The sequence below is a fragment of the Sphingomonas sp. GV3 genome (assembly GCF_031082075.1).
Lineage (GTDB): Bacteria > Pseudomonadota > Alphaproteobacteria > Sphingomonadales > Sphingomonadaceae > Sphingomonas > Sphingomonas beigongshangi.
Genome location: NZ_JARWLE010000001.1, coordinates 279,182 through 304,537, shown reverse-complemented (window position 1 = coordinate 304,537; position 25,356 = coordinate 279,182). Strand labels below are relative to the sequence as shown.

Annotated in this window: 23 protein-coding genes; 15 read left to right on the top strand and 8 right to left on the bottom strand. The window is 67.8% G+C overall.

The annotated features are described in order from the left end of the window. Nucleotides 1-16: 16 nt before the first annotated feature. Both RF701_RS01435 and RF701_RS01430 read right to left on the bottom strand, forming a co-directional pair. Entirely contained in the window at nucleotides 17-622 is a 606-nt protein-coding gene (locus tag RF701_RS01435; protein ID WP_210358713.1) for a hypothetical protein, read from the bottom strand. After that, nucleotides 619-1,281: a class I SAM-dependent methyltransferase gene (locus RF701_RS01430; RefSeq protein ID WP_203311149.1), complete on the bottom strand. Its 663-nt coding sequence runs from the start codon at nucleotides 1,279-1,281 to the stop codon at nucleotides 619-621. Before RF701_RS01430 ends, RF701_RS01435 begins: the two co-directional genes overlap by 4 nt. Nucleotides 1,282-1,481: 200 nt before the next feature. On the opposite strand from RF701_RS01430, the gene RF701_RS01425 reads away from it, so the two are divergent. Next, entirely contained in the window at nucleotides 1,482-1,826 is a 345-nt protein-coding gene (locus RF701_RS01425) for a hypothetical protein (protein WP_210358711.1), read from the top strand. A gap of 118 nt (nucleotides 1,827-1,944) precedes the next feature. Here RF701_RS01425 and RF701_RS01420 read toward each other — a convergent pair whose 3' ends face one another. Next, a complete protein-coding gene (locus tag RF701_RS01420; RefSeq protein WP_210358710.1) occupies nucleotides 1,945-4,527 on the bottom strand; it encodes a M1 family metallopeptidase in 2,583 nt (860 codons plus the stop codon). A gap of 127 nt (nucleotides 4,528-4,654) precedes the next feature. Between RF701_RS01420 and RF701_RS01415 the strand changes: the two genes are divergently transcribed. Continuing rightward, nucleotides 4,655-5,623, top strand: coding sequence for a nitronate monooxygenase family protein (locus RF701_RS01415; RefSeq protein WP_210358709.1), 969 nt, complete (start codon nucleotides 4,655-4,657; stop codon nucleotides 5,621-5,623). 114 nt (nucleotides 5,624-5,737) lie between these two features. Beyond that, a complete protein-coding gene (locus tag RF701_RS01410; protein ID WP_308813826.1) occupies nucleotides 5,738-7,027 on the top strand; it encodes a glycoside hydrolase family 130 protein in 1,290 nt (429 codons plus the stop codon). A 5-nt stretch (nucleotides 7,028-7,032) separates the two neighbouring features. Here RF701_RS01410 and RF701_RS01405 read toward each other — a convergent pair whose 3' ends face one another. Together RF701_RS01405 and RF701_RS01400 are read right to left on the bottom strand one after the other, a co-directional pair. After that, nucleotides 7,033-7,494, bottom strand: coding sequence for a DUF1465 family protein (locus RF701_RS01405; protein ID WP_203311154.1), 462 nt, complete (start codon nucleotides 7,492-7,494; stop codon nucleotides 7,033-7,035). A 105-nt stretch (nucleotides 7,495-7,599) separates the two neighbouring features. Further along, a complete protein-coding gene (locus tag RF701_RS01400; RefSeq protein ID WP_203311155.1) occupies nucleotides 7,600-7,797 on the bottom strand; it encodes a YdcH family protein in 198 nt (65 codons plus the stop codon). A 220-nt stretch (nucleotides 7,798-8,017) separates the two neighbouring features. Here RF701_RS01400 and RF701_RS01395 point away from each other — a divergent pair, with 220 nt between their 5' ends. After that, nucleotides 8,018-8,173, top strand: a complete 156-nt coding sequence (locus RF701_RS01395) for a YdcH family protein (protein WP_203311156.1) — start codon at nucleotides 8,018-8,020, stop codon at nucleotides 8,171-8,173. Between the two features lie 52 nt (nucleotides 8,174-8,225). Here the strand turns inward: RF701_RS01395 and dksA are convergent, their stop codons facing one another. Beyond that, entirely contained in the window at nucleotides 8,226-8,690 is a 465-nt protein-coding gene (dksA, locus tag RF701_RS01390; protein ID WP_203311157.1) for an RNA polymerase-binding protein DksA, read from the bottom strand. 393 nt (nucleotides 8,691-9,083) lie between these two features. On the opposite strand from dksA, the gene RF701_RS01385 reads away from it, so the two are divergent. The 3 genes from RF701_RS01385 (at nucleotide 9,084) to RF701_RS01375 (ending at nucleotide 12,162) form a co-directional block, all read left to right on the top strand. Beyond that, nucleotides 9,084-10,082 (top strand): hypothetical protein, encoded by a 999-nt coding sequence (locus tag RF701_RS01385; protein ID WP_308813825.1) that lies wholly within the window; start codon nucleotides 9,084-9,086, stop codon nucleotides 10,080-10,082. 96 nt (nucleotides 10,083-10,178) lie between these two features. Next, nucleotides 10,179-11,342, top strand: coding sequence for an IS110 family transposase (locus tag RF701_RS01380; protein ID WP_017979475.1), 1,164 nt, complete (start codon nucleotides 10,179-10,181; stop codon nucleotides 11,340-11,342). A 322-nt stretch (nucleotides 11,343-11,664) separates the two neighbouring features. Then, nucleotides 11,665-12,162, top strand: a complete 498-nt coding sequence (locus tag RF701_RS01375) for a hypothetical protein (protein WP_018250504.1) — start codon at nucleotides 11,665-11,667, stop codon at nucleotides 12,160-12,162. 124 nt (nucleotides 12,163-12,286) lie between these two features. Here the strand turns inward: RF701_RS01375 and RF701_RS01370 are convergent, their stop codons facing one another. Next, nucleotides 12,287-12,796 carry a host attachment family protein gene (locus RF701_RS01370; RefSeq protein WP_203311158.1) on the bottom strand — a complete coding sequence of 170 codons (510 nt, stop codon included), beginning with the start codon at nucleotides 12,794-12,796 and terminating at the stop codon, nucleotides 12,287-12,289. A gap of 102 nt (nucleotides 12,797-12,898) precedes the next feature. Here RF701_RS01370 and serS point away from each other — a divergent pair, with 102 nt between their 5' ends. The 5 genes from serS (at nucleotide 12,899) to RF701_RS01345 (ending at nucleotide 18,712) form a co-directional block, all read left to right on the top strand. Beyond that, on the top strand, nucleotides 12,899-14,179 hold the full coding sequence (serS, locus tag RF701_RS01365; RefSeq protein ID WP_308813824.1) for a serine--tRNA ligase: 1,281 nt from the start codon (nucleotides 12,899-12,901) through the stop codon (nucleotides 14,177-14,179). Between the two features lies 1 nt (nucleotide 14,180). Further along, nucleotides 14,181-15,326, top strand: coding sequence for a M23 family metallopeptidase (locus RF701_RS01360; RefSeq protein ID WP_308813823.1), 1,146 nt, complete (start codon nucleotides 14,181-14,183; stop codon nucleotides 15,324-15,326). Nucleotides 15,327-15,390: 64 nt separating this feature from the next. After that, nucleotides 15,391-16,635, top strand: coding sequence for a tyrosine--tRNA ligase (tyrS, locus tag RF701_RS01355; RefSeq protein ID WP_308813822.1), 1,245 nt, complete (start codon nucleotides 15,391-15,393; stop codon nucleotides 16,633-16,635). A gap of 78 nt (nucleotides 16,636-16,713) precedes the next feature. Continuing rightward, nucleotides 16,714-17,046 (top strand): PilZ domain-containing protein, encoded by a 333-nt coding sequence (locus RF701_RS01350; RefSeq protein ID WP_308813821.1) that lies wholly within the window; start codon nucleotides 16,714-16,716, stop codon nucleotides 17,044-17,046. A gap of 481 nt (nucleotides 17,047-17,527) precedes the next feature. Next, complete coding sequence (locus RF701_RS01345) at nucleotides 17,528-18,712, top strand: hypothetical protein (protein WP_308813820.1); 1,185 nt, start codon at nucleotides 17,528-17,530, stop codon at nucleotides 18,710-18,712. A 168-nt stretch (nucleotides 18,713-18,880) separates the two neighbouring features. On the opposite strand, the gene recG is transcribed toward RF701_RS01345, so the two are convergent. After that, a complete protein-coding gene (gene recG, locus RF701_RS01340) occupies nucleotides 18,881-20,932 on the bottom strand; it encodes an ATP-dependent DNA helicase RecG (RefSeq protein WP_308815598.1) in 2,052 nt (683 codons plus the stop codon). A gap of 85 nt (nucleotides 20,933-21,017) precedes the next feature. Between recG and RF701_RS01335 the strand changes: the two genes are divergently transcribed. The 3 genes from RF701_RS01335 to RF701_RS01325 all read left to right on the top strand — a co-directional run bounded on the left by RF701_RS01335 (nucleotide 21,018) and on the right by RF701_RS01325 (nucleotide 25,277). Beyond that, the gene (locus RF701_RS01335) at nucleotides 21,018-21,281 is read left to right on the top strand and encodes a succinate dehydrogenase assembly factor 2 (protein WP_203311164.1); all 264 of its coding nucleotides are present in this window, start codon (nucleotides 21,018-21,020) and stop codon (nucleotides 21,279-21,281) included. A gap of 203 nt (nucleotides 21,282-21,484) precedes the next feature. Beyond that, entirely contained in the window at nucleotides 21,485-24,964 is a 3,480-nt protein-coding gene (gene mfd, locus RF701_RS01330) for a transcription-repair coupling factor (protein ID WP_210358904.1), read from the top strand. Between the two features lie 61 nt (nucleotides 24,965-25,025). Continuing rightward, the gene (locus RF701_RS01325; protein WP_308813819.1) at nucleotides 25,026-25,277 is read left to right on the top strand and encodes a hypothetical protein; all 252 of its coding nucleotides are present in this window, start codon (nucleotides 25,026-25,028) and stop codon (nucleotides 25,275-25,277) included. Nucleotides 25,278-25,356: the final 79 nt, after the last annotated feature.

The following is a 25,356-nucleotide window of genomic DNA, read 5'->3' as shown; positions in this document are numbered from 1 at the left end:
CGATCGCTGCGGCGCCTCAGCCGTGCGCCGCCTCCGGGTCGTCGAACCGCTCGCCGCGCAGCAGGCGGCGCGGCGCGCTCTTGTACATGCGGAAGTCGTTGAACGGATCGGTGATGATCTTCGCCGCCCAGACGAGTCCGGTCTCCACGTCGCGCTGCACGAACAGCTGCAGCGAGCGGAATACGATGGCCCCTGCCCCGAGTACCAGCCAGGCCGTGCCGACGCGGCGCAGCGTCGTCTGCCAGCCATCGGGCGCGGGCAGCAGGCCGAACAGCGTCGGCTCGAGGAACAGCGTGACGGGGATCAGCGCCCACAGGCTCATCAGCACGACCTTGCGGGCGAGATTGTAGCCGACCTTTATCTCTTCCTTGTGAGCATGCGTCGCCTGGTTCTTGTGATCGTAGCCCTTCGGCTCGAAGAAGAAATGGCCGGCCTGGCGACTGGTCATCGCGACCCCCCAGGCGAGCAGGCTGGCGACGGCGGCATCGACGAACAGCAGCGCATAGGCCGTCAGGAAGGTACAGGCGCTGATGAAATGGAGGCTCTGGTTGATTAGGCTGTGGTGATAGTAACGATGGTCGTCCCATCGCTGTTCGGCGAGCTGCGCGCGGAAGTTGGTCATCGGACGGGGTCCTGCGTGGAGGCATGCTTGGCGATGCGGACAAGCGAGAAGTGGCCGAGCGGGGGGATCGGCCGCGCTTCGATCAACGTCACGTCGTCGCGCCCCGCCGCCCAATTCTCGTAGAGCGAGAAGGGAAAGTCGGTGCGGAAACCGAGGCGGCTGGTGATCGGCATCAGCCCTTTCTCGATCCTGCCGCGCATGCCCCCGGTCGCGCTGACCCGCGTCGTCACGACGATCTCGCCACCCGGCCGGCAAACGCGCGCGAACTCGTCGAGCGCCCGGTGCGGATTGGGAACGGCGGAGACGACATATTGCGCGACGACTGCGTCGAACGCGTTGTCGGGATAGCGCAGGGCCTCGGCATCGCCGATTTCGATCGCCTCGACGTTCGCCAGCCGAAGCTTGCGGACGCGATCGCGCGCCTTGTCCAGCATGTCCTCGGAAATGTCGACGCCGACGATGCGGCTGCCGGCCGAATAGCCGGGCAGCGAGATACCGGTGCCGACCCCCACCTCGAGGATGCGCGCCCCGGCGCGTTCCGCCGCACGGATCGCTGCGGCGCGGCCTTGCCGGAACACGGGACCGAAGACGAGGTCATAGACCGGCGCCCAGCGGTCATACGCCTTGGCGACCCCCGCCGTATTCATTTGCGTTGCCAAACGATGCTCCCTTGACCTCGCGAATAGCTCGCAACATCTCGGGACAAGGCTGTGACAGCCGAGCGTGTCAGTTTGGCGACCGTCGTGCGACAGCGCTCATCATAAATGCGAAACCGAGCTGTCACAATTTCGCGGAAGCCGATCCCGCCAGGATGCGTTACGCAGACGCACCTCGATCAACGACGGAAAGGACGATGACGATGCGCGTGCTGGCGATGACGTTCCCGGCCATGGCCCTGCTGGCGGCCTGCGGCCCGTCGAACCAAGGAACTTCGAACGCCGCCACGCCGACGGTCGTCGCAAAGCCCGGCGGGTTCGCGGAAAAGGTCGTCGCACTTTCCGAACCGCAGCGCCGCGGCGTTATCCTGCGCGCGATCCGCGATGCCGGCAACGCCTGTCAGGGCGTCATCGGCACGCGCCGTCAGCCGGCCGGCATCAATGGCCTGCCCGCCTGGGCCGCGACGTGCCGTGACGGCAGCAACTGGCTGATCTCGTTCGGAGACGACGGCATGGCCCGTGTGACGGGCCTGCCCGCGCGCAAGTGAGTCTGCGGCGACGGCGCGCGCTTCCCTCAGCGGCGCGCATGCCTCGCGACGGAATGCGCGCGCTCGCCACCCCCGGCGCACCGGGGATGGCGAGGACGCCGCATGCAGGCCGCTTGACCTAGCGCCCCACCCAGCGCGCCACCGCGGGCCGGAGGCGATCGGCGACGGTCTTGCGGACCGCGATGCCCGACAGCGTTCGCTTCGCGCCGCCGCGCGACGCGGCAGGGATATACTTGTCGGCATAAGCCTGGATCTTGCCGGGCATCGCCGGGTCGTTCGATCCGCCACCCAGGCCGACGATGAAGCCCGCGCGCTGGCTTTCCTCGACGAAGGGCTCGACCAATGCGCGATTGGCCACCGCCCAATCGAACGCCATGTCCGGGTGCGACCCCGAAACCGATCGTAGCAGCGAAGCCTTTTGCGGCGCGGTGAATGTGTCCGTGCGCAGCAGCTCGAGCGCCTTGGCGGCGACGGTGTCGTCGCGGCTGGCCCCCAAGAGCGAGACGAAGCCGTTCTTCGCGACCGGATTTTTCTCGGCCTTCGCCAGTGCCAGCAGCTGCTCCCACTCGGCGGGTGTCGCGTTGATCGCGAAGGTCGACAGGATCGGCTGGCGGATCGCGGGCGGGATGGCGGTAGGATCGGTCGCCAGCGCCGCGACATAACGGCGCGCCTGTGCGGTCACTTCGGGATCGCCGTTCGAGCCGAGGCGCGCGACCAAAGACTCGCGCAGGTTGGAGACGAGCGGCGATTCGCCCGGCTTCGCGGCAAAGCCGATGCGCTGCATGATCGGCGCCAGCACCTGGACGGTACGCTGGCGCAGCGGCTGCTCCAGCGGCGTCTTGTAATACAGGCCGGTCAGGCTGCCGAGGCGGCCCGCGACGATCTCCCATTCCAGCGGATCGGCGTCCGGCGCCACCTTCGCCATGACATCGAAGAAGCGCGAGAGGTCCTGATATCCGCCCGCCGCCAGCGCATAATCGTCGCCCAGCGTGCCGAGCCGATCGGTGAGCGCGAGCCTGGTATAGTCGCGCACGATCGCGTCATGACCCGCCTGATCGTACATCACGCGCGTATAGCTGCCCTTGCCACGGTTGAGCACGAGCGTGCCGCAGCCCTTGATGCTGACGGCCGTCGAAGCGCCCGTGACCACGGTGCGCGTCTCGCCGCCGCCCAGCGTCGCGGCGACCAGGGGGACATGCCATGTCTGCGGGGTCTTGGACGCCGCGTCCATGCCGAAGCGCCCCTGCGCCAGGCTGGCCTGCGTCACGCCGGCGACGCAGCGGGCATTCGACAGGCTGACCAGCGGGACGCCCCCCTGCAACGTGAAGTCGTGCGCGATCTGTTCGACCGGCGTGCCGGCGGCGGCGGACAGTTCCGACCACAGCTGATCGGTGACGGTGTTCGAATATTTGTACTTCGCCATGTAACGGCGGATGCCGGCGCGGAAGGTGTCCGGGCCCAGCGTCGATTCGAGCATGCCGATCACGGCTTGCCCCTTCGAATAGGTGATGCCGTCGAAGGCCTCGCCGATCTGGTCGACCGTCTCGACGTGGCGGATGATGGGGTGCGTCGCGGCGGTGGCGTCGAAGCCCATCGCGCCTTCGCGATCGAAGGCGACGGCGGACGCGCCGGCCTCCCACGACGGATTGAGATCGCCGGCGGACTTGCTTTCCATCCACGAGGCGAAGCCCTCGTTGAGCCACAGGTCATCCCACCAGGCCATGGTGACGAGGTCGCCGAACCATTGGTGCGCCATCTCGTGGGCCACGACCGTGAAGATCCGCTGGCGGCCGCTCTCCGTCGCACGTTTCGGATCGAACAGCAGTTCGGGCTCGAAATAGAAGATAGCGCCCCAATTCTCCATCGCGCCGAAGAACTGGCTGGAGCCGGGGCCAGCGATCATGTCCATCTTCGGCAGCGGATAGGGCGTGCCGAAATAATCGTTGTAATAGGTCAGCAGGCGCTTCGCCTGGGCGAGCGCGTAATCGCCCTGATCGACCACCCCGCGGCGCGTGATCACGCCGATCTCGACGTTGCCTGCCTTGACCGTCTTGCGCTCCATGTCGCCCATGCCGAGGAACAGCAGGTAGCTCGACATCACCGGCGTCTCGGCGAAGCTGTAGAGCTGCTTTCCGTCAGCCTGTGCCGTGACGTTGCTGGCCGGCATGTTGGAGAAGGCGAGCTGCCCCTTTGGCGCGACCGCCTTCAGCCGGAACTTCGCCTTGAACGCGGGTTCGTCCCACATCGGCGCGAACCGGCGGGCGTCGGGCGCCTCGAACTGCGTTGCGAGCATCCGCGCCTTGGAGCCGTCCTGGTTGGTATAGTCGATCGCGAAGAAGCCCGCCGCCGACTGATTGATCTTGCCCGTCCAGCTGAAGGATATCGTGTGCCGGCCGTTCGCGGCGGCCTGAGGCAGGGTGAGCGTGAGTTGCTGCTTTTCCCTGTCGATCGCGAACGGAACCGCCTTGCCGTCGAAGGACGCGCTGGCGACGGCGAGGTCGACGGCATTGAGCACGATCGAGCGGGTCGCCGCCTTGACGTCGACCGTCACGTCCTCGCTGCCCGAAAACACCATCTTGTCCGCGTCGGGCGACACGGTGATGTCGTAGAGGACCGGAACGACGGTCTTGGGCAGGGAGCCGGCGGCGAGCGCCGGCGTGGAGACGGTCAGCGCGAGCGCGGTGACGGCGGCGAACTTCATGGGCAAGTCTCTCCGGTAGGTGTATGGTTAACCTCCTACACCTTTACCATGGTGCCGCAAGCGCCCGGACATCCGACCGACTGCGACCCGCTGGACAGCGCGATCCGTTGCGCTACAAAACCGATCCATGAGCCTGCCTGCCCTGTTCGACCGCCTGCGCCTGCCCGTCATCGGGTCGCCGCTGTTCATCATTTCCAACCCGGATCTGGTCATCGCGCAATGCAAGGCCGGCATCGTCGGCTCGTTCCCGGCGCTCAACGCGCGACCGCAGGCGCTGCTCGACGAATGGCTGCATCGCATCACCGAGGAACTGGCGGCGCACAATCGCGACCATCCGGATGCGCCTGCTGCGCCGTTCGCCGTCAACCAGATCGTGCACAAGTCGAACGATCGGCTGGAGGCGGACCTGGCGACCTGCGCGAAATGGCAGGTCCCGATCGTCATCACCTCGCTCGGCGCGCGCGAGGATCTCAACACCGCGGTTCACGACTGGGGCGGCATCACGCTGCACGACGTCATCGACGACCGGTTCGCGCGCAAGGCGATCGAAAAGGGCGCGGACGGGCTGATCGCGGTCGCCGCCGGTGCCGGCGGCCATGCGGGCCGGCTGTCGCCGTTCGCCATCGTGCAGGAGATCCGGCAATGGTTCGACGGACCGCTGGCGCTGTCCGGTTCGATCGCGACGGGTGATGCGATCCTCGCCGCGCAGGCGATGGGCGCGGACCTCGCCTATATCGGCTCCCCGTTCATCGCGACCGACGAAGCGAACGCCGCCCCCGCCTACAAGGACGCGATCGTCGCCGGGCGCGCCGCCGACATCGTGTATTCGAACCTCTTCACCGGCGTGCACGGCAATTACCTGCGCGGCTCGATCGAGGCGGCGGGGCTCGACCCGGACCATCTGCCGGAGGGCGATCTCAAGACGATGGATTTCGGCGGTGGCAATGGCGCCAAGGCCAAGGCGTGGCGGGACATCTGGGGGTCCGGACAGGGAATCGGCGCGGTCGAGGCGGTCGAGCCGGCGGCTGCGCGCGTCGCCCGCCTCGCGGACCAGTATCGGGCCGCCCGGGCTCGTATGGGTCTGACGACTGGCTGATCCGGCGGCGGCTGGTCGGCGAACAGGTCCGAGACCGCCGACATGGATCAATCGCGCGTCTGCCGCGCTGTGCCGTCGATGCGGGACGCCGCTTGCCGAAGGACGCAGAAGCCGATGAACGCCGCCGATGTCTTCACCACCCTCGACCTGCTGTTGCAGCCGGATCCGGCACGGACCGTGATACGGCCGTTCGATTTCGGCTACCCCGATGCCTTCGGCAAGGATCGGCCGACCCGGGTCGCGCAGGTCGCGGCACGGTTGATGGCGCTGGACGAGACGATGCGGACGCGCATGCTCGACCTCCTGCACGGCGCGATGCGTGAGCGGCACCGCAACGTCGACAAGGCCTTTCTCCGTCGCTTCGAACAGATGCAGGACAGGCTCGATTGCGGTCCCATCACGCAACAGCGCGACCGCCTGCTGCTCGGCGCCTATTTCAGTCAGGAATATGCCTTCGAGTCGGCAGCGCTGTTCAATCCGAGCATCGTCCGTGCCCCCGATCGGGTGCAGGACGGCGGCGACCCGCGCTTCATCCTGTCGCTGCGCGGGATCGGCGAAGGTCATATCTCTTCCGTGACGTTCCGTACCGGACGGTGGGACGGCGCGCACGGCCTCGTCATCGACCCCGCCAGCGATCAGGGTGTGCCCCCGACCATCGAGAGCGACGACGACGCCGGTTGGGTCAGACTCCACTCGCCCGACAGTCGCGACATTTCGGAAACGGTGATCTTTCCCATCCTGCCCAGTCAGCGTCAGGGTGTCGAAGACCTCCGCCTCGTCAATTTCACCGATCACGACGGGGTCGAGAGCGTGCTTGGCACCTATACCGCATTCGACGGGCGCGAAGCGCGCTGCGAATTGCTGCGCGGCATAGACGAGCGGACGTACGAAATGCGCCCGCTGCTCGGCGCAATGGCCGGCTACAAGGGGATGGCACTGTTCCCGCGGCGGGTCGACGGCCAGTTCGTCATGCTCGGGCGACAGGACAACGAGCGCATCTGGCTGCTGCGCTCACCCGATCTTTACACGTGGGAGCACGGCGAACCGATCATGGCGCCCCAATATCCCTGGGAATTCGTGCAGATCGGCAATTGCGGTTCGCCGATCGAGATCGACGAAGGCTGGCTCGTCTTCACGCATGGCGTCGGCATGGTGCGCGGCTATTGCGTCGGCGCCTGCCTGCTCGACAAGGACGATCCGTCGCGCGTCCTTGCCCGCACCCCGTCCCCCTTACTGTTCCCCAGCGCGGAGCAGCGCGGCGGCTACGTGCCCAACGTCACCTATAGCTGCGGCGCGCTGCTGCAGGGCCGGCGCATCCTCCTGCCCTACGCGGTGGGCGACGAGCATACCGCTTTCGCGGTTGGCAGTGTGGATGACCTGCTGTCGGTGATGGCGCCGCAATAACCTGGTCAAAAGGCCTGCGCGATCCGGTCGTGGAGGCCGTGAACGGGGCTGACGATGCCGGCGGCAATGCCCTGCGCGCCATCAAGCAACCCGACGCGGCGATGCAGGTCGGCGCTGGACGCCACGAGTGCCCGCGCGCGGGGTGGCAGCGCATCGAGAAGGTCGGCGTCGAACGAGGGGGCCGTACCGAGCCGGCGGGTGGGGTCGAGCGCCTCGCGCGGCTTGAGTTCGCCCGCGTCGACCGCACGCTGCGTCAGCAGCCAGGCGATCACGTGCATGAGGCGCGTGGTCACCTTCAGCGACTCGCACGAAAATCCCACGCGAATCAGCGGGTCGAGCGCGTCCCGCTCGGCTCGGCCCGCCTCGTCGAAATACGCCCGCGCCTCGTCGGCGAGCACCATCGCCTCGGTATAGAGGGCGTCGATGAGGCGCCGATGGATCCGCGATTCGGAGTGTCCGGAATTCATCGTTTTGCGGGTGCCACAGGCCGAGCGCGGGAGCCATAAGCACCGCACCATATGGTGTGTCGAACTGGGGCGGTTGCGGCGATGATCGTCATCGGCGTCGGCATATCAGGCGATGATATCGGGGATGAGCGTGTCCTCCAGCATCGCGATCTCGTCCTTCAGGCGCAACTTCCGCTTCTTCAGCCTCGCAAGCTGCAACTGGTCGGGAACCCCCACCCCTCCCAGGGCCTCGATCGCGGCGTCCAGGTCGCGATGCTCGGTCCTGAGTCGATCGAGTCGTGCTGCGATCTCGTTTTCGTCCATCGTGCCCCCTCGCGTCACGTCGATCGGGATCGACGACGCGGCCGCAGTTTACGAAACGCTCGTCGCCGCAACAAGCGCTGCGGCAGCATCGCCGGTCGCATGCAGGTCGTCGCATACCATGGCTCGGCCGGTCGCTTTGACCTGATTTCGGTGAGGACTTTTTCGCCCTTTGGTGATTAACTCCATTCCCCCAACCGCATGCATCAGGAGGTACACCGAAATGCACACTGCGCATCAACAGGCTCTGGAGACCAAGCATGCCGCGCTCGACCGCCGCATCGCAGACGAGGTCCATCGCCCGATGCCCGACGCGGCGACGCTAGCCGACCTGAAGCGCCAGAAACTGCGGATCAAGGAAGAGATCGCACGACTCTGACGGGTTCGCGACCGACCCCTCCCGATGCGGGAGGGGTCCTCAGCGAGATTCGTCAGTCTTCGCGGGAAATCTTCTCGCTGCGCTCGTGGCGCTCTTGCGCTTCGACCGTCATCGTCGCGATCGGGCGTGCCTCCAGCCGTCCCAGGCTGATCGGTTCGCCAGTCACTTCGCAATAGCCGTATTCGCCGTCGTCGATCCGACGGAGCGCCGCATCGATCTTTGCGATCAGCTTGCGCTGCCTATCCCGCGTCCGCAGTTCGATCGACCAATCCGTCTCGCTCGAAGCGCGATCGGTGAGATCGGCCTCGCGCAGCGAGTCCAGCTGCAACTGGTTGAGCGTTCCTGCGGCGTCGCTCAGGATCGCCTCCTTCCACCGAAGGAGCTTCGCCCGGAAATAGGCCTGCTGCCTCAGGCTCATGAACGGCTCGTCGGCGCTGGGACGATAGCCGTCCTCCGCGTCGTTGGCCGGCAATGGATTGGTCGTGTCGTCGTGTACGCGATGCACTTGCGCTACCATGCCACTCTCCCTCCGGCCCCTCGAGTGCCAAGGGCCCGCCCCCAAGTCTTGGTGTTCGCGCCTATAATCGTGCCCCGCGTCATTCACAAGCGAGGCGAGTTGCCGAATTCTGCGCATTCGCGACATTTTCTTGCGAATCACCATGTCGACGGCGTCGGCTATCGCAAATAGCCCTGTCGCCGAACCGCGCCTTCGGGGACGACGATGTGTTTCGCCTTGGCACATTAAGGCTGTTGAGGCCGATCGCATGGCATTTCAGGCGCCGGATTCGGCGATGATCATGGTTAATGATCTTGCGCTTCAACCTTTGATTTGCACTTGGTGAGCTAGCGGCGATCCTTCGACGCAATGGGGATACCGGCCAGCGCAGGTCGGAAGTGAGAGAGAACAGATATGTCCGTCCGAATGGCCCTGGCGAAACTGTGCGCTTGCGCATGCGGCGGCGCATTGATCGGCGGCGGAGCGGTGCATGTCGCCGAGCGGCCCAGCCGCCCCACTCTCGTCAAGCAGGTCAAGAAGCGCGTCGTGCACCGCGAGCTGGCCTCGGTCGTGCGGAAGGGGGGCGTTCGCCGGATCGTGACGCGGACCACCACGACCTGCGCGCCGGCTGTCGTTACGGTGGCGAGCCAGGCAGCGCCCGTCCCGCTCCCTCTGCCCCGCGGCGAGGGATTCGTCAGCGGCGGCGGCGGTGCCGTGCCGGTCGTTGTCGGCGGCAGCGGCGGCTGGGCCGGCGGCGGCGGCGGGTTCTTCGGCGGCGGGTTCTTCGGCGGCGGCAGTTCGGGATCGAGCGGCAGCATCGTAATCTCGTCGACGTCGAGCGGCGGATCGACGTCGAGCAGCAGTTCCTCGTCCTCCTCCGGCAATGTTTCCAGTTCCGGCAACGTCTCGAGTTCGTCGTCCGGCAACGTCTCCAGTTCGTCGTCCGGCAACGTCTCCAGCAGCTCCTCGTCGTCCGGAAACGTCTCGAGCTCGACGTCGAGCTCCACCGGCGGCGCCAATGTCGTCGTCGACAACCAGAACAACATCAACAACCAGAACAACAACAGCAATCAGAATTCGAACAGCAACCAAAACTCGAACAACAATCAGAACACCAACACCAATACGAATCAGCAAAGCCAGGACCAGAACCAGAACCAGAACCAGAACCAGAACCAGAACCAGCAGCAGGGGCAGCAACAGGGACAGCAGCAGAACCAGGATCAGAAGGGCTGGAGTACGAGTGGCGGATGGTCCTCGAGCGGTCCGAACCCGCCGCCGCCGCCGCCCGGGCCTCCCGGACCTCCGGGACCGCCCGCGCCGGTGCCGGCTCCGCCGATGGTCCTGCTGTTCGGCGCGGCCGCAGCGGCGCTCGTCGTCAGGCGCCGGATGGCGCGCCCGGCGACCGCCTGACACGTTACCTTCGCTTCTAAAAAAGATCCCATGGGCGCGGGCTGGCGCCGGTTGAGGCAGACTGACCTTCCCGCTTTGTCGTGAAGGAGGTTGCCCGTGCCCGTGTCCGTCTCATGCCATGCCGCCGTCAGCACGCAGCTGAACGCAATCTTCGTGTCGCTGGAGCTGAGCCGCTCCACCTGGCTGGTGACGTCGCTGTCGCCGGGTCGCGGCGAGCGGATCTCGCGGCATCAGGTGAAGGGCAGCGACGTGCCGGCACTCCTGGAGCGGTTCGCGCAGTTACAGGCGAAGGCCGAGGCGCGGATGGGCGAGCAGTACCCGTTGGTCGTCATCCAGGAGGCGGGCCTCGACGGCTTCTGGATACACCGCTGCCTGGTGCGCGAGGGTATCGAGAGCTACGTCGTCGACGCCGCCTCGATTGCCGCTTCACGACGCAGCCGGCGCGCCAAGACGGACAAGCTCGACGGCGAGGCGCTGGTCCGCACGCTGCTGGCCTACAAGCGCGGGGAGCCGCGGGTGTGTGCGATGGTGGCGGTGCCGAGCGTCGAGGACGAGGACCGGCGACGCATCTCGCGCGAGCGGCGGGCTTTGGTCGTGGAGCGGGTGCGGCACGTCAACCGCATCAAGGGCCTGCTGTTCGCGCAAGGGGTCGGCGACTACGAGCCACTGCGCGCCGACCGGCGGGCGCGGCTGGACGAACTGGTGACCGGCGATGGACGACCGCTGCCCCGGCATGTTCGCCGCGAGATCGAGCGCGAGCTGGACCGGCTGGAGATGGTCGTCGGCCAGATCAAGCAGGTCGAAGCCGAGCGCGACGCGCTGCTCGAGCCGCGGTCGGATGCCGCCGGTGAGGCGGACACTGGTCCCCGGCTCATCCAGTTGCGCGGCATCGGTCCTGAGTTCGCCGGCGTGCTGCACGCAGAAGCGTTCTTCCGCAGCTTCAGCAATCGACGACAGGTCGCCGCCTATGCCGGGCTGGCCCCATCACCGTGGCAAAGCGGCAGCATGGACCGGGAGCAGGGCGTGTCCAAGGCGGGCAACAAGCGGTTGCGAACGACCATGATCCAGGTCGCCTGGCTGTGGCTGCGTCATCAGCCGGACTCGGAGCTGACGAAGTGGTACGCGGAGCGGGTGGGCGCGAACGGTGGTCGCGCGCGGCGGGTCATGATCGTGGCAGTCGCACGCAAGCTGCTGATCGCGCTGTGGCAGTTCGTCTCGGCCGGCGTGGTGCCCGCAGGCGCGCTGCTGAAGGCCGCATGAGCACGTAACCCGATACGAGTTCCCGCAGGGCATCGTCCCTGCCGGATCCAGGTGGACGGACCGGAGGTCCCTGTTGGCTTCAGATGCCGAAAAAAAGGTTGGTCCCGTCTCCTGAGCCAGACCCGACGCAAGCGGGATTGTGGTGCAGCCGCGCACGAGCGGCGACCGGATGTGAGGTTAGAGCGGACCGGTCACCGGGACGCTTGTTGCAACAGGCTCAGGCCAGTGATCCAGAAATTGAGGAGGACGACCATGGCCTGACGCTCTGACCATTCCTGACGATTGATCTGGAATGGCGACGACAAAGCGATAAGCTGGCGTCATGTACGCCGCACGAGCCAAGCGCACCTATCCTTCAATTTGGCGGGTGATCCTCGCCTTTGTAGTGGTCCCGGGCGCAGCCGCCTTGTTGATGGCTATTGCTATGCCAGCATATGAGGGCATCACCGATCCGCTCGAACGGATCTGGCGGAGCGCTGTGGCATTTGCCGTGTTTGGCGCTTACCCTCCAGCCTTTATCATCGGGCTCCCGGCGTTCTTCATGTTACGCCGACACGTCAATGCGACAATCATCAACTGCGCTGCGACTGGTGCAGTGGTCGCCGCTCTTCCCTGGCTCGTGCTCGCGTTAATAAGTCGACCGGATAATGCGAGCATTGATGGACGATCAACCGTCATCGACGGATCTTTGACTGCTTACGGATGGCTGATGAACTTCTACTACGTCGGCCAAATTGCCCTATTAGGCGCTATTGCAGGCGCGCTGTTTTGGTTCATTGCTGCGGCTGGCAGCCGAACCGGCAAGGTAGAACAGATATGATTGTGCGGAAGGAAAGAGGCTGCACGCTCTACCGCACAGCCTCTTGACCTGAGAACTCCCATGTGAGGGGGCCGCCGGATTGCATCCGGCGGCCCCCGTTTCGTTTGCGCCTATCGTCGGCGCGTCAGGCCGACTGCAGCGCCTTCTCGATATCGGGGACCGGATGTCCGGTCAGATCCTTAGCCAATTCGCCCTTCAGGCGATCACTGACCTCCTTGTGATAATGCTTGCGCAGTTCGCCCAGCGTCTTCGGCGGCGCGACGATGATCAGCGCCTCGAATTCGTTCGCCAGGGCGCGCCGCTTCAGCATGTCCGCGGTTTCCGCGGCGAAACGATCCTCCTCCTGCTGGTGGAAGTCCGTCTCGTCCATCGACCCGCGCGACGGCGCGAACTGCGCACCGCCGCCGCTGGCATGGTTCGATCCGCCCTGCGCGACCGGCGGCGCACCGGCTCCTGACTGGGTCGAGGAGGCGCCGCCGGCGGCGTCCGTCTTTTGATCGCGGTCGGCCGGGTTCACATGTTCCTCGGCATGCTCGACCTTGAGGTTCGGATAGTCGGCATCGCCCTCGTTCCGGAAGAACAGCGCCTTTCGGCCGTCCGCGACCAGCACGAAGGCATTGTGGGGCACCTGCATCTAACGTCTCCTGATCGTTATCGTCGGGATCGACAACGCCGCGCACCCGGTCGCGGTTGCCGGCTTGCGCCTGGCGGGGGGCGCGGCCATAGCCGTGGCACCATGCACGACATACGCAGCCTTCGCGACGACCCCGCCGCCTTCGACGCCGCCCTCGCCCGTCGCGGTCTCGAGCCGCAGTCAGCGCACCTGATCGCCCTCGACGACGCACGGCGCGCCGCCATCGCCGCGGCGCAGGACGCGCAGACCCGCCGTAACGAGCTGTCGAAGGGCATTGGCCAGGCAAAGGCACAGAAGGACGAGGCGCGTGCCGCGGCGCTGATGGCGCAGGTCGCCGCCCTCAAGGAGGCGCTTCCCGCGCTCGAATCGGATGAGGCGCGCACCGCCGCCGCGCTCGACGCGGCGCTCGCCGCCCTTCCGAACCGCCCCGCCGCCGACGTACCGGACGGTACGGACGAGAACGACAATGTCGTCGTTCACAGCCGTGGCACGCCGCTCCACTTCGCCTTCGCGGCGCGGGAGCACGATGCGATCGGCCCCGCGCTCGGCCTGGACTTCGAGACCGGCGTCGCGCTGGCAGGCGCGCGGTTCACGCTGGTCCGCGGCCACGCCGCCCGCCTGCAGCGTGCGCTCGGCCAGTTCATGCTCGATCGGCTGACCCGCCAGCACGGCTATGAGGAGGTCTGCCCGCCCCTGCTCGTGCGCGACGAGGCGGTATTCGGCACGGGGCAGCTTCCCAAGTTCGCGGAGGACCTGTTCCGCACCACGGACGGCCGCTGGCTGATCCCGACGGCCGAGGTGTCGCTGACCAACATCGTGCGGGAGGCGATCCTGCCCGAGGGCGAATTGCCGCTGCGCTTCGCCGCGCTGACCCCGTGCTTCCGCTCGGAGGCGGGCGCGGCGGGGCGCGACACGCGCGGCTACATCCGCCAGCACCAGTTCGACAAGGTGGAAATGGTGTCGATCGTCGCCCCAGATGCCTCCGAGGCCGAGCACGAGCGCATGACCGCCTGCGCCGAGGGCGTGCTCGACGCGCTGGAACTGCCCTATCGCCGGATGCTGCTGTGTGCGGGCGACATGGGATTCTCGGCGGCGCGGACCTACGATCTCGAGGTATGGCTGCCCGGTCAGGCGAGCTATCGGGAGATTTCCAGCTGCTCCACCTGCACCGACTTCCAGGCGAGGCGGATGAATGCGCGCTACCGGGTCGAGGGGGAGAAAGCACCGCGCTTCGTGCATACGCTGAACGGGTCGGGCCTCGCGGTCGGGCGGACACTCGTCGCGGTGCTGGAGAACTATCAGCAGGAGGACGGGTCGGTCGCGGTGCCCTCGGCGCTGCAGCCCTACCTGGGCGGGCTGAACCGGCTGGAGCCGGCGCGCTGAGATGAAGCGCGTCGCGGCCCCGTTCGCGCTGCTGTTGCTGGGGGGATGCATCCCCAGCGTGGATATGCCCGTCGAGGACGCGCCCCCCCCACCCCCGCCGGTCCGCCAGGCGCCTGCCCGCCAGCCCCAGCGATACGACCCGCCGCCGGTCGCCTATCCGCGTGCGCCACGGCGGGACGCCGCGAACGACGGCGACGACCGTCCGGCGCGGCAGGTCGACGTTCCCGTCGCGATGCCGCGCACCGCGCGGCCGGTGTGGGAGGCGCGTCCCGTCACGCCGGATGCGCGGACCGTCTCCGACCAGCGCTACGTCGTGCAGCCCGGCGATTCGCTGCGCGCCATCGCGGAGCGCACCGGCGCGGGATCGGAGGCGATCGCCCGCGCCAACGATCTGGCCCCGCCCTTCACCGTCCGCGCCGGCGAGCGACTGACCATTCCCGGCGGGCGCTATCACCTGGTGCGCCAGGGCGAGAGCGGGATCGCCATCGCCCGCGCCTATGGCGTCGAATGGTCGCGGATCGTTGCCGCCAATGCGCTGGAGGAACCATACATCCTGCGGGCCGGGCAGCGCATCCTGATCCCCGGCGAGCCGGGCCGCGCGGCCTCCACCGCCGAGCGCGCCGCCGCCTTCCGCCTGGATATCGACGATATCCTCACCGGCGGCGAACCCGCCCCCGCGCCGCGGCAGGCACCCGCCAAGCCCGTCGCCAGCGCACGGCGCGTGCTCCCGCCGACCGCGGTGGTCGAGGCGCCGACCCGCCTTGCAGGGGGCGGCTTCGCCTGGCCGGCCGAGGGCAATGTCGTCGGCCGCTTCGGTCCGGGACGCAGCGGCGAGCGCAACGACGGCATCACGATCGCGGTGCCGATCGGCACACCGATCCGCGCCACCGCGGATGGCGTCGTGGCCTATGCCGGCGACGGCATCGCGGCGCTGGGCGGCCTGGTCATCGTCAAGCACGGCGGCGGCTGGACCAGCGTCTACGGCTATGCCAGCAAGTTGCTGGTCCAGCGCGGGCAGAGCGTGAAGCGTGGCCAGACGATCGCCTTGTCGGGCGACACCGGCTTCGCCGACCGGCCGGAGTTGCACTTCGAATTGCGCAAGGGCCGGACCCCGGTGGATCCGCAGGTGCAGCTGCCGCGGCGCTGAGCCCGGGTCGCGCGCCCACCAACCCCCGTGACGGGACCGTCCCGGCTGTGTAACGGCTGCGCGCATGACCTATGCCTCCGACCTGCTCAATACGCTCTCGACGCGCGGCTACATCCACCAGCTGACCGATGCGGAGGCGCTCGACGCGCTGGCGGCCAAGCAGGTCGTCCCCGGCTATATCGGCTTCGACCCCACTGCGCCGTCGCTGCACGTCGGCAGCCTGGTGCAAATCATGCTGCTGCGTCGCCTGCAGCAGACCGGCCACAAGCCGATCGTGCTGATGGGCGGCGGTACCGGCAAGATCGGCGACCCGAGCTTCAAGGACGAGGCGCGCAAGCTGCTCGGCGAAGAGGGGATCAAGGCGAACGTCGCCTCGATCAAGCGCATCTTCGAACGCTTCCTGACCTTCGGCCCCGAAGGTGAGATGGGGGGACCGACCGACGCGGTGATGCTCGACAATGCCGAGTGGCTCGACCGCCTCGAGTACATTCCCTTCCTGCGCGAGGTCGGCCAGCATTTCAGCGTAAACCGGATGCTGAGCTTCGATTCGGTCAAGCTGCGGCTCGATCGCGAACAGTCGCTGAGCTTCCTCGAGTTCAACTACATGATCCTGCAGGCCTATGACTTCCGCGAACTGGCGCATCGCCACGGCTGCCGGTTGCAGATGGGCGGCAGCGACCAGTGGGGCAATATCGTCAACGGCATCGAGCTCGCCCGCAGGATGGACGGGACGGAGGTGTTCGGCGTCACCACGCCGCTGATCACCACCGCCGACGGCGGCAAGATGGGCAAGACGATGGCGGGAGCCGTCTGGCTGCACGAGGACCAGCTGCCGCACTTCGATTACTGGCAGTTCTGGCGCAACACCGACGACCGCGACGTCGGCCGGTTCCTGCGGCTGTTCACCGATCTGCCGCTCGACGAGATCGCCCGTCTCGAAGCGCTGGAAGGCGCCGAGATCAACGAGGCGAAGAAGGTGCTGGCCAACGCGGCGACCGCGATGTGCCGCGGCAGCGCTGCCGCCGAGGAGGCGGCAGAGACCGCACGCCGCACATTCGAGGAGGGCAGCGCCGGTGCCGCGCTGCCGACGATCACCGTCGAGGGCGGCTCGATCGGCGTCGTCGAGGCGCTGATCGCACTGGGCTTCGCCAAGTCGAAGGGCGAGGCGCGCCGGCTGATCGCGGGCGGCGGCGCGCGCATCGGCGCCAAGAAGGTGACCGACGAGTCGCAGATGATCGCGATCGGCGCCGAGCCAGTACGTCTTTCGGCCGGCAAGAAGAATCACGGATTGCTCATTCCGGCGGAATAAGCCTTTGTAAACTTACTCTCCGTATGTTTGATCCATATTGGTCCAAATTGTACCGTAGCGGACCAAGGGAGAACCGGCGTGACGAGTGCTGCTTCGATGGGTCTTTCCGATGGACGCCACTCGGCCGACGGGCGGGCCGAGCCGCGCGACGAGGTGCATCATCGCAGCCGGGCGAGACTGGTCGACGGCCGCACGCTGCCGGTGCTGATCGTCAACCTGTCGCCTGGGGGATTGATGCTCCGCAGCGATGCCGCCGTCAGCGTGGGCGAATGGATTTCCATCCAGCTGCCCGTCCTGGGCGATGTGAAGGCGGCGGTCCGTTGGGCGCTCGGCGGTCGAATCGGCTGCCAGCTCGAGCGGGCGATCCCGGCGAATCGGTACCACGCGGTGCTGGGCGGCATGCAGGGCTGAGCCGGCCTTCGCGTTGAACGATCCGGCAAGTCCCAGCGCGACTTGCGACAGATCGCTGTCGTGCGACGATCTTCCGTTGCACGTGCTCGCAACATAGTTCCGAAAGTCACAAAGGTCACGGTGTTTGGTCGCTTTTGCGGCAACGTCATTCGGCACCTGCAAAAGAGCATGTTCGCCATAGCACATATACGTGTCAGGGCACAGACGACACGCGCACGTTCGATGCAATTAGAACGATATCCCCGCCTTCATAATATATGACGACACGGATGCCCCCATCACTACTAGGTTGAGCGCAACACTTTCGTAGTTCCTTTTTTCGAAATATTTTTTGTTCGTCCAACTGTCCTGAATCGGAGGAGAGCCCCGCCCCCTCCTATCATGACATCGGCATTACATATCCTTCACTTGCCGTTCTGTAATTCACGGTTCAGCGACATGCGCGCAGGACTTGGGGATGGCAATGCAAGGAGTGGGCTCGATGAAAAGGGGCTTGGTGGCACTACTGGCGCTGGGCGGAGGCATGGTCGTCGCGACGGCGGCAGCCGCGCAGCTGTCGATTAACATCAGCGTCGGCTCCCCGCCGCCCCCGCTGCCCGTCTATACGCAGCCGGCGCTGCCGGGACCGGATTACGTCTGGACGCCGGGCTATTGGGCCTGGGACGACATAGAATACGCCTATTATTGGGTTCCGGGCACCTGGGTGATGGCGCCCCGCCCCGGCCTGCTCTGGACGCCGCCCTGGTGGGGTTGGAGCGACGGCGCCTATGTCTTTCACGCCGGTTATTGGGGCCCGCACGTCGGCTTCTACGGCGGCGTGCCCTATGGATTCGGCTATACCGGTGCCGGCTATCAGGGCGGGTACTGGAACGGCGGCCACATCTTTTACAATCGCGCCGTCACCACCATCACCAACGTCCACATCACCAACGTCTATCGGCAGGACGTGGTGGTGAACCGCATCACGCGGGTCAGCTACAATGGCGGCCCGGGCGGCGTGCAGGCGCGGCCGAGCCGGCAGGACTGGATCGCCGCGCACGAGGCCCATGTCGCGCCCACGCAGAACCAGTTCGCGCATTTCACGGCGGCGCGCGGCGACCCGCGGCTATTCGCGACCGCGAACCATGGCCACCCGCCGATCGTCGCGACCGCGCGGCCGCTGATGGCAGGTCGTCAGCCTTTCGCCGATCCGCGTCGCGGCGGCTGGCAACCGAGCGGCGCGCCGTTGCACGGGAACGCACCGTCGACCCTGCCGACCGCGTATCGCGCGCCGCATGCGCCACAGCTCGGTGGAGCATCCGCGCAGGAGCAGGCGCAGGCATTCGCCCGCGCGCCGATGCCGGTCGTGCATCGCGGCGGACCGCCGCCCTGGCAGCGTGACACCGCCCCAGGCGCAGCCCCCGCCTCGCCGCCGTTCCACGCTCCGCCGCCTCAGTGGCATGGCGCCGTCCCGCAGGCACGCGGCTATGGCGGTGAGGGCATGCGGGACCGGCCGGGGCCCGCCCCGCATGGCGAGTGGGCCACGCAGGGCGGCCGTGCCTGGGCAAGCCCGCCCCATGGAGCGCCGCCGCCACGCGTCGCCTTCCATGCGCCGCCGCCGCGGCCCGGCGCCCCTCCGCATCCACCCCGTGGAGGCGGCGGCGACCACCATGGCCATCACGGATAGGGGCGCACTCCGGCCCGTCCGGCTCGCGGCACGCGCGATCCGGACGGGCGGCCTGTGGACGGCCACGTCTGACGGCGCAGCGGCCCCCGGTGCGGGTGAGGCGGCGTAGCCGACGGGCCGGAGGCTTCGTGCATTGCCCAGGCAAGCGCCTCGCCTGCCGCTCGCGCCTTACCCGGAGCGCAGCAGCGCCACGCCCGCATCGCGATCGAACAGGTAGAGCGCGATGCGGGCCGCCGCGCCGCGCGGCCCTTCGAGGCCGCCATCGCGGTCGATCAGCAGGCGGGCGTCATCCTGGGCGCATTGCAGCAGGTCGGCGAGCATGTCGGGCGTCGCGAGACGGAAGGCCATTTCCCCGGATTGGCGCGTGCCGAGCAATTCGCCGCTGCCGCGCAGCCGCAAATCCTCCTCGGCGATGCGGAACCCGTCGTTGGTGTCGCGCATCAGCGCGAGCCGCGCGCGCGCGGTCTCGCTCAGCGCCGCGCCGCGCAGCAGCAGGCAGCGCGACAGGCCCCCGCCCCGCCCGACGCGGCCGCGCAGCTGGTGGAGCTGCGCCAGCCCGAAGCGATCGGCATGTTCGATGACGATCAGCGTCGCGTTGGGGACGTCGACGCCCACTTCGATGACGGTCGTCGCGACGAGCACCGACAGGCGGTTGCCGGCGAAGGCCTCCATCACCGCATCCTTCTCCGGCCCCTTCATGCGACCGTGAACGACGCCGACGCGATCCCCGAACCGCGCGCGCAGCTGCTCCGCGCGCATCTCGGCGGCGGCGAGGTCGCTCTTCTCGCTTTCCTCCACCAGCGGGCAGACCCAATAGGCCTGACCGCCATCCGCCATATGACGCCCGAGCGCCTCGACCACCTCGTCCAGCCGGTCCTCGCTGACGACGCGGGTCTCTATCGGCTGGCGTCCCGGTGGCATCTCGTCGAGGCGGCTGACATCCATCTCGCCATATTGCGCCAGCGTCAGCGTGCGCGGGATCGGCGTCGCCGTCATCGCCAGCAGGTGCGGCGGAGTCCGCCCCTTGGCCTGCAGCATCATCCGCTCCGCGACGCCGAAACGGTGCTGCTCGTCGACGACGACCAGCGCGAGGTCCTTGTAGCCGACCGCCTCCTGGAAGATGGCGTGCGTGCCGACGAGAATGTCGATCTCGCCGCTGGCGAGTCCCATCAGCGTCGCCTCCCGCGTGCGGCCCTTGTCGCGCCCGGTCAGCACGGCGATGGTGAGCGGCAGGCCGGCGAGCGTCCGGCGCAACGTCTCGTAATGCTGTCGCGCGAGGATCTCGGTCGGGGCGAGCATCGCGCCCTGCGCCCCGGCCTCGACCGCGATCAGCAGCGCCATCGCGGCGACCAGGGTCTTGCCGGCGCCGACGTCGCCCTGGAGCAGGCGCAGCATCGGCGCGGTCTGGGCGAGATCGCCCTCGATCTCCGCGATCGTGCGGGTCTGCGCGCCGGTCAGCGTATAGGGCAGCTTGAGCATGTCGCGCAGGCGCCCATCGCCGTGAAGCGCACGGCCGCGCCGCTTGCGCGTGTCGGCGCGGACAAGCGTCATCGCGAGCTGGTTGGCGAAGATCTCGTCATAAGCGAGGCGCTCGCGCGCCGCCTTGTCGGCCGGGTCCTCGTGGATCCGCGCCAGCGCCTCGTGCCAGCCTGGCCAGCCGCGCTTTCCCTTCAGCCCCGGCTCGATCCATTCGGGCAGGTCGGGCGCGCGCTCGACCGCCTGTTGCGCGAGCGCGCCAAGGCGGCGCGAGGTCAGTCCCTCCGACAGCGGATAGATCGGCTCGCGCGCGCGGAACGGCTCGTCGGGCTCGGCGAGGTCGGGATGGATGATCTGTAGCGTCTGGCCATATTGTTCGAGCTTGCCGGAGACGCGGCGCGGCTCGTTCAGCGGGAGCAATTTCTTCACCCAGCCCGACGAGCCGCCGAAATAGACGAGGCTGACGGCATTGCCACGCGCGTCGACCGCCTGGACGCGCGTCGGGCCGCGCCCGCTCGACAAACGATAGTCGACGGGGGTCAGCGTGATCGCGACGATGCGGCCGACGTCGGCCTCGTCCAGCGCGTCGCGGGCGACGCGGTCGACCCAGCCGTTCGGCAGGTGAAAGGCGACGTCGACGACGCGCTGCAGGCCGAGCCGGTCCAAGGGCTTGGCGAGCGCGGGACCGACGCCCTTGAGCGCGGTGACCTCGGCGAACAGCGGATTGAGGATGAGCGGGCGCATGATTACATGGGCCGCTATACCGTACCCGACGAACGCCGCCAGCGTCTGCCGGGCATCCGCGCATTTGCCGCAAAGAAGGGGCCGCATGGACCACGCCACTCGCCTCAAACGCCTGAAGTTCCGCGCCTGGCATCGCGGCACCAAGGAGGCCGACCTGATGATCGGCGGTTTCTTCGACGCGCATGGCGCCAGCATGACGCCCGCGGAACTCGACTGGTTCGAAACGCTTCTGGAGGAGCAGGACGTCGATATCATGGGTTGGGCGATCGGTTCGCTTCCATGCCCGGAGCGCTGGCAGGGTCCGATGATGGACCGGATGCGGGCGATCACCTACGTGCCGACGTTCTGACGCCTGCTCGCCCCCGTGTGCGGGAGGGGCGCTTCTATTCTCCCCTCCCGCCTGCGGGAGGGGTTGGGGGTGGGCCTGATCCATCCCCCTGCCTTGCCGCCTGATCCTACACGTCGGGCCCACCCCCCTGCCCCTCCCGCAAGCGGGAGGGGAGAATGTTGACCGACCCCTCCTGCCCGCACGAGGGGAGTTTGAAAGCCGCGATGCCCGACCTGAAGACGATCCTGTCCGCCAAGACACCGCTGACCCTGTCGGGCATACCGGCGGGATTCCAGCCGGCCTTCCTCGCCGATCTGGCGCGCGCCGCCGCGCAGAAGGGCGCGCGCGCGGTGTTCGTCGCCGCCGACGAGGGCGCGATGCGGGCGATCGCGGGAACGGCGGCGTTCTTCGCGCCCGACCTGGAGGTGATCGGCCTGCCGGCCTGGGACTGCCTGCCCTATGACCGCGCCTCGCCGACACTGCGGATCATGGCGGAGCGCGTGGCGGCGCTGCACCGGCTGCAGCGGTCGGTGAAGGCACCGCAGCTGCTGCTGACCACCGCAAACGCGGCGACGCAGCGCGTGCTGACGCCGTTCCGCATCCGTCAGCTCGTTGCCCGGCTCGCGCCCGGCGAGCGGATCGACCGCGACAAGCTAGCCGCGCTGCTCCAGGCGAACGGCTATGTCCGCACTGACACGGTGCACGACCATGGCGAATATGCGGTGCGCGGCGGGATCGTCGACCTGTTCCCGAGCGGCGAGGAGCAAGCGCTGCGTCTCGATTTCTTCGGCGACGAGATCGAGAGCGTGCGCACCTTTGATCCCGGCGACCAGCGCACCACGGGACGCGTCGACGGCTTCACCCTGCTGCCCGCGTCCGAGGCCCTGCTCGACGAGGAGTCGATCAAGCGCTTCCGCAGCCGGTACCGTGACAAGTTCGGCGCGACGGCGACGGGCGATCCGCTGTACCAGGCGATCAGCGACGGCCGGCGGCTGGCGGGCATGGAGCATTGGCTGCCGCTTTTCGAGGACAAGCTGGCGACATTGTTCGACCACCTCGGCGCCGACGACGTGGTGGTGCGCGACGCGGGCGTCGCCGGCGCGGTCGAGGGGCGGCTGGAATCGATCGCCGATTATTACGAGAACCGCCAGCGCGCGGAGGGTGCGCAGCCGGGCAGCTATCGCCCGCTCGGCTCGACCGCGCTCTACCTCGGCGAGCGCGAGTGGCGCGAGGCGCTGGAAGCGCGGCACGTCCATACGGCGACGCCGTTCCACGAGCCGGAGAGCCGGACGGTGCTCGACTTCGGCGTCGACGGCGCGCGCGACTTCGCGCCCGAGCGCTCGAGCGGCGCCAATGTCTACGATGCGGTCGTCCAGCACCTCGGCCGGCTGCGCAAGGAGGGCAAGAAGCCCGTCCTCGCCAGCTATTCGAACGGGGCGCGCGAACGGCTCGGCACCCTGCTCAAGGACCATGGCCTGAACGGCGCCAAGGCAGCGGAGACCTGGCAGGAGGCGCTGGGCATCGCCGACACGGGGAAGAGCGCGGGTGTCGCGCTCGTCGTGCTGCCGCTCGACCATGGCTTCACCGCGCCGGACGTCGCGGTACTGACCGAGCAGGACATGCTGGGCGACCGGCTGGTACGGCGGGCGAAGCGCAAGAAGTCGGCGGATGCGTTCCTGGCCGAGCTGGCGACGCTGACGCCGGGTGACCTCGTCGTCCATTCCGATCACGGCATCGGCAAATATCTCGGCCTGACCTCGATCCCCGTCGGCCAGAGCCCGCACGACTGCGTCGCGGTCGAATATGCCGGCGGCGACAAGCTCTTCGTACCGGTCGAGAACCTCGAGGTGCTGTCGCGCTACGGCAGCAGCGAGGAAGCGACCGCGCTCGACCGGCTGGGCGGCGAGGCGTGGCAGCGGCGCAAGTCGAAGATGAAGGAGCGGATCCGCGAAATCGCGGGCGAGCTCATCAAGGTCGCCGCCGAGCGCGCGCTGCGCCCCGGCGAGATCGCCGAGCCCGATCCCAGCGGCTATTCGAGCTTCGTCGACCGTTTTCCCTATGAAGAGACCGACGACCAGGATCGCGCGATCGAGGACGTTCTCGCCGACCTGGCGGCGGGCAAGCCGATGGACCGGCTGGTCGTCGGCGACGTCGGTTTCGGCAAGACCGAGGTGGCGCTGCGCGCCGCCTTCGTCGCGGCGATGGCGGGGATGCAGGTCGCGGTCATCTGTCCGACGACGCTGCTCGCGCGGCAGCATTTCAACAATTTCACCCAACGGTTCGAAGGCTTTCCGATCGAGATCGGCCGGCTCTCGCGCCTCGTCCCCGCCGCCGAGGCGAAGAAGACCAAGGAGGGGCTGGCGAGCGGCGGCATCGACATCGTCGTCGGCACGCACGCGCTGCTCGCCAAGGGGATCGAGTTCAAGCGGCTCGGCCTCGTCATCGTCGACGAGGAGCAGAGGTTCGGCGTGACGCACAAGGAGCGGCTGAAGGCGCTGCGCGCGGACGTGCACATGCTCACCCTCACCGCGACGCCGATCCCGCGCACGCTGCAGATGGCGATGAGCGGCCTGCGCGAACTGTCGGTGATCCAGACGCCGCCGGTCGACCGGCTGGCGGTGCGCACCTATGTGATGCCCTGGGACCCGGTCGTGCTGCGCGAGGCGCTGCTGCGCGAACATTATCGCGGCGGGCAGAGCTTCCTCGTCACGCCGCGTATCGCCGACCTGCCGGACCTCGAGGACTATCTGCGCAACGAGGTGCCCGAGGTGCGCTACGTCATCGCGCACGGCCAGATGAGCGCGACCGAGGTCGAGGAGCGGATGAGCGCCTTCTACGACAGGAAGTTCGAGGTGCTGATCTCCACGACGATCATCGAGAGCGGCATCGACATCGCGTCGGCGAACACGATGATCGTCAACCGCGCCGACCGGTTCGGGCTGGCGCAGCTCTACCAGCTGCGCGGGCGGGTCGGCCGGTCTAAGACACGCGCCTATGCCTATCTGGTGACGCCGCCGGAACGGCAGATGACCGACACGGCGGAAAAGCGCCTGAAGGTATTGTCCGACCTCGACAGCCTGGGCGCGGGCTTCCAGCTCGCCAGCCACGACCTCGACATCCGCGGCGCGGGCAACCTGCTGGGCGACGAACAATCGGGCCATATCAAGGAGGTCGGCTACGAACTCTACCAGTCGATGCTGGAAGAGGCGATCATGGACGCCAAGGCCGGCGGCCTGGCGAGCGATCGCCCGCGCGACTTCTCGCCGCAGATCACCGTCGACGCGCCCATCCTGATCCCTGACGATTACGTCCCCGACCTCGACCTGCGCATGGGACTATACCGCCGCCTCAACGAGCTGGATTCGTCGCGCGAGATCGAGGCGTTTGCGGCGGAGATGATCGACCGGTTCGGCCCCCTGCCCGACGCCACCGACAATCTAATCCGCGTCATCGAGATCAAGCTCAACGCCAAGAAGGCGTGCATCGCCAAGATGGACGTCGGCCCGCGCGGTGTGCTGGTCTCGTTCCACGACGACAAGCCGCCCAACGTCCAGGGGCTGCTCGCCTATGTCGACCGGCTGAACGGCGTCGCCAAGCTGCGCCCCGACAGCAAGTTGGTGCTGCAACGCGCGTGGCCCGACGCCAAGGCGCGGCTGCACGGCGCGCTGCAGCTGTCGAAAGGGCTGGCCAAGGCCGCGGGATGAGACGTCCCGCCCCGCTTCCACGGTGGACGCCCGCCGCCGCAGTCTCTATGCCGGGCGCCCGATGAACCTGTTGCTGCTTCTTTCCGCGCTGCTGTCCGCCCTGACCGGGGTAGGATCGGCGACGCGTGCGCCCGCCGCGGCGCAAGCGGTGAGCGCGCAGGTCACCGCCGCCGCGGCGCGTGTCGCGGCGGTGCGGGTCGCGCAACGGCCGCAGGCGGCGATCGCCCGTCTGATCGACATCGCGGTCGCCCGCCCCCTTCCCGCCCGATCGCTTGCGGTCGTGCGGCTGTACGCGAGCCGCCGGCGCGAATAGCGTCCCTGCATCGAACGTCCCGCGGCCCCGGCCGCTTGCGCCCACGACCCATGTCATCATCGGCCGCGCCGCCTGTCAT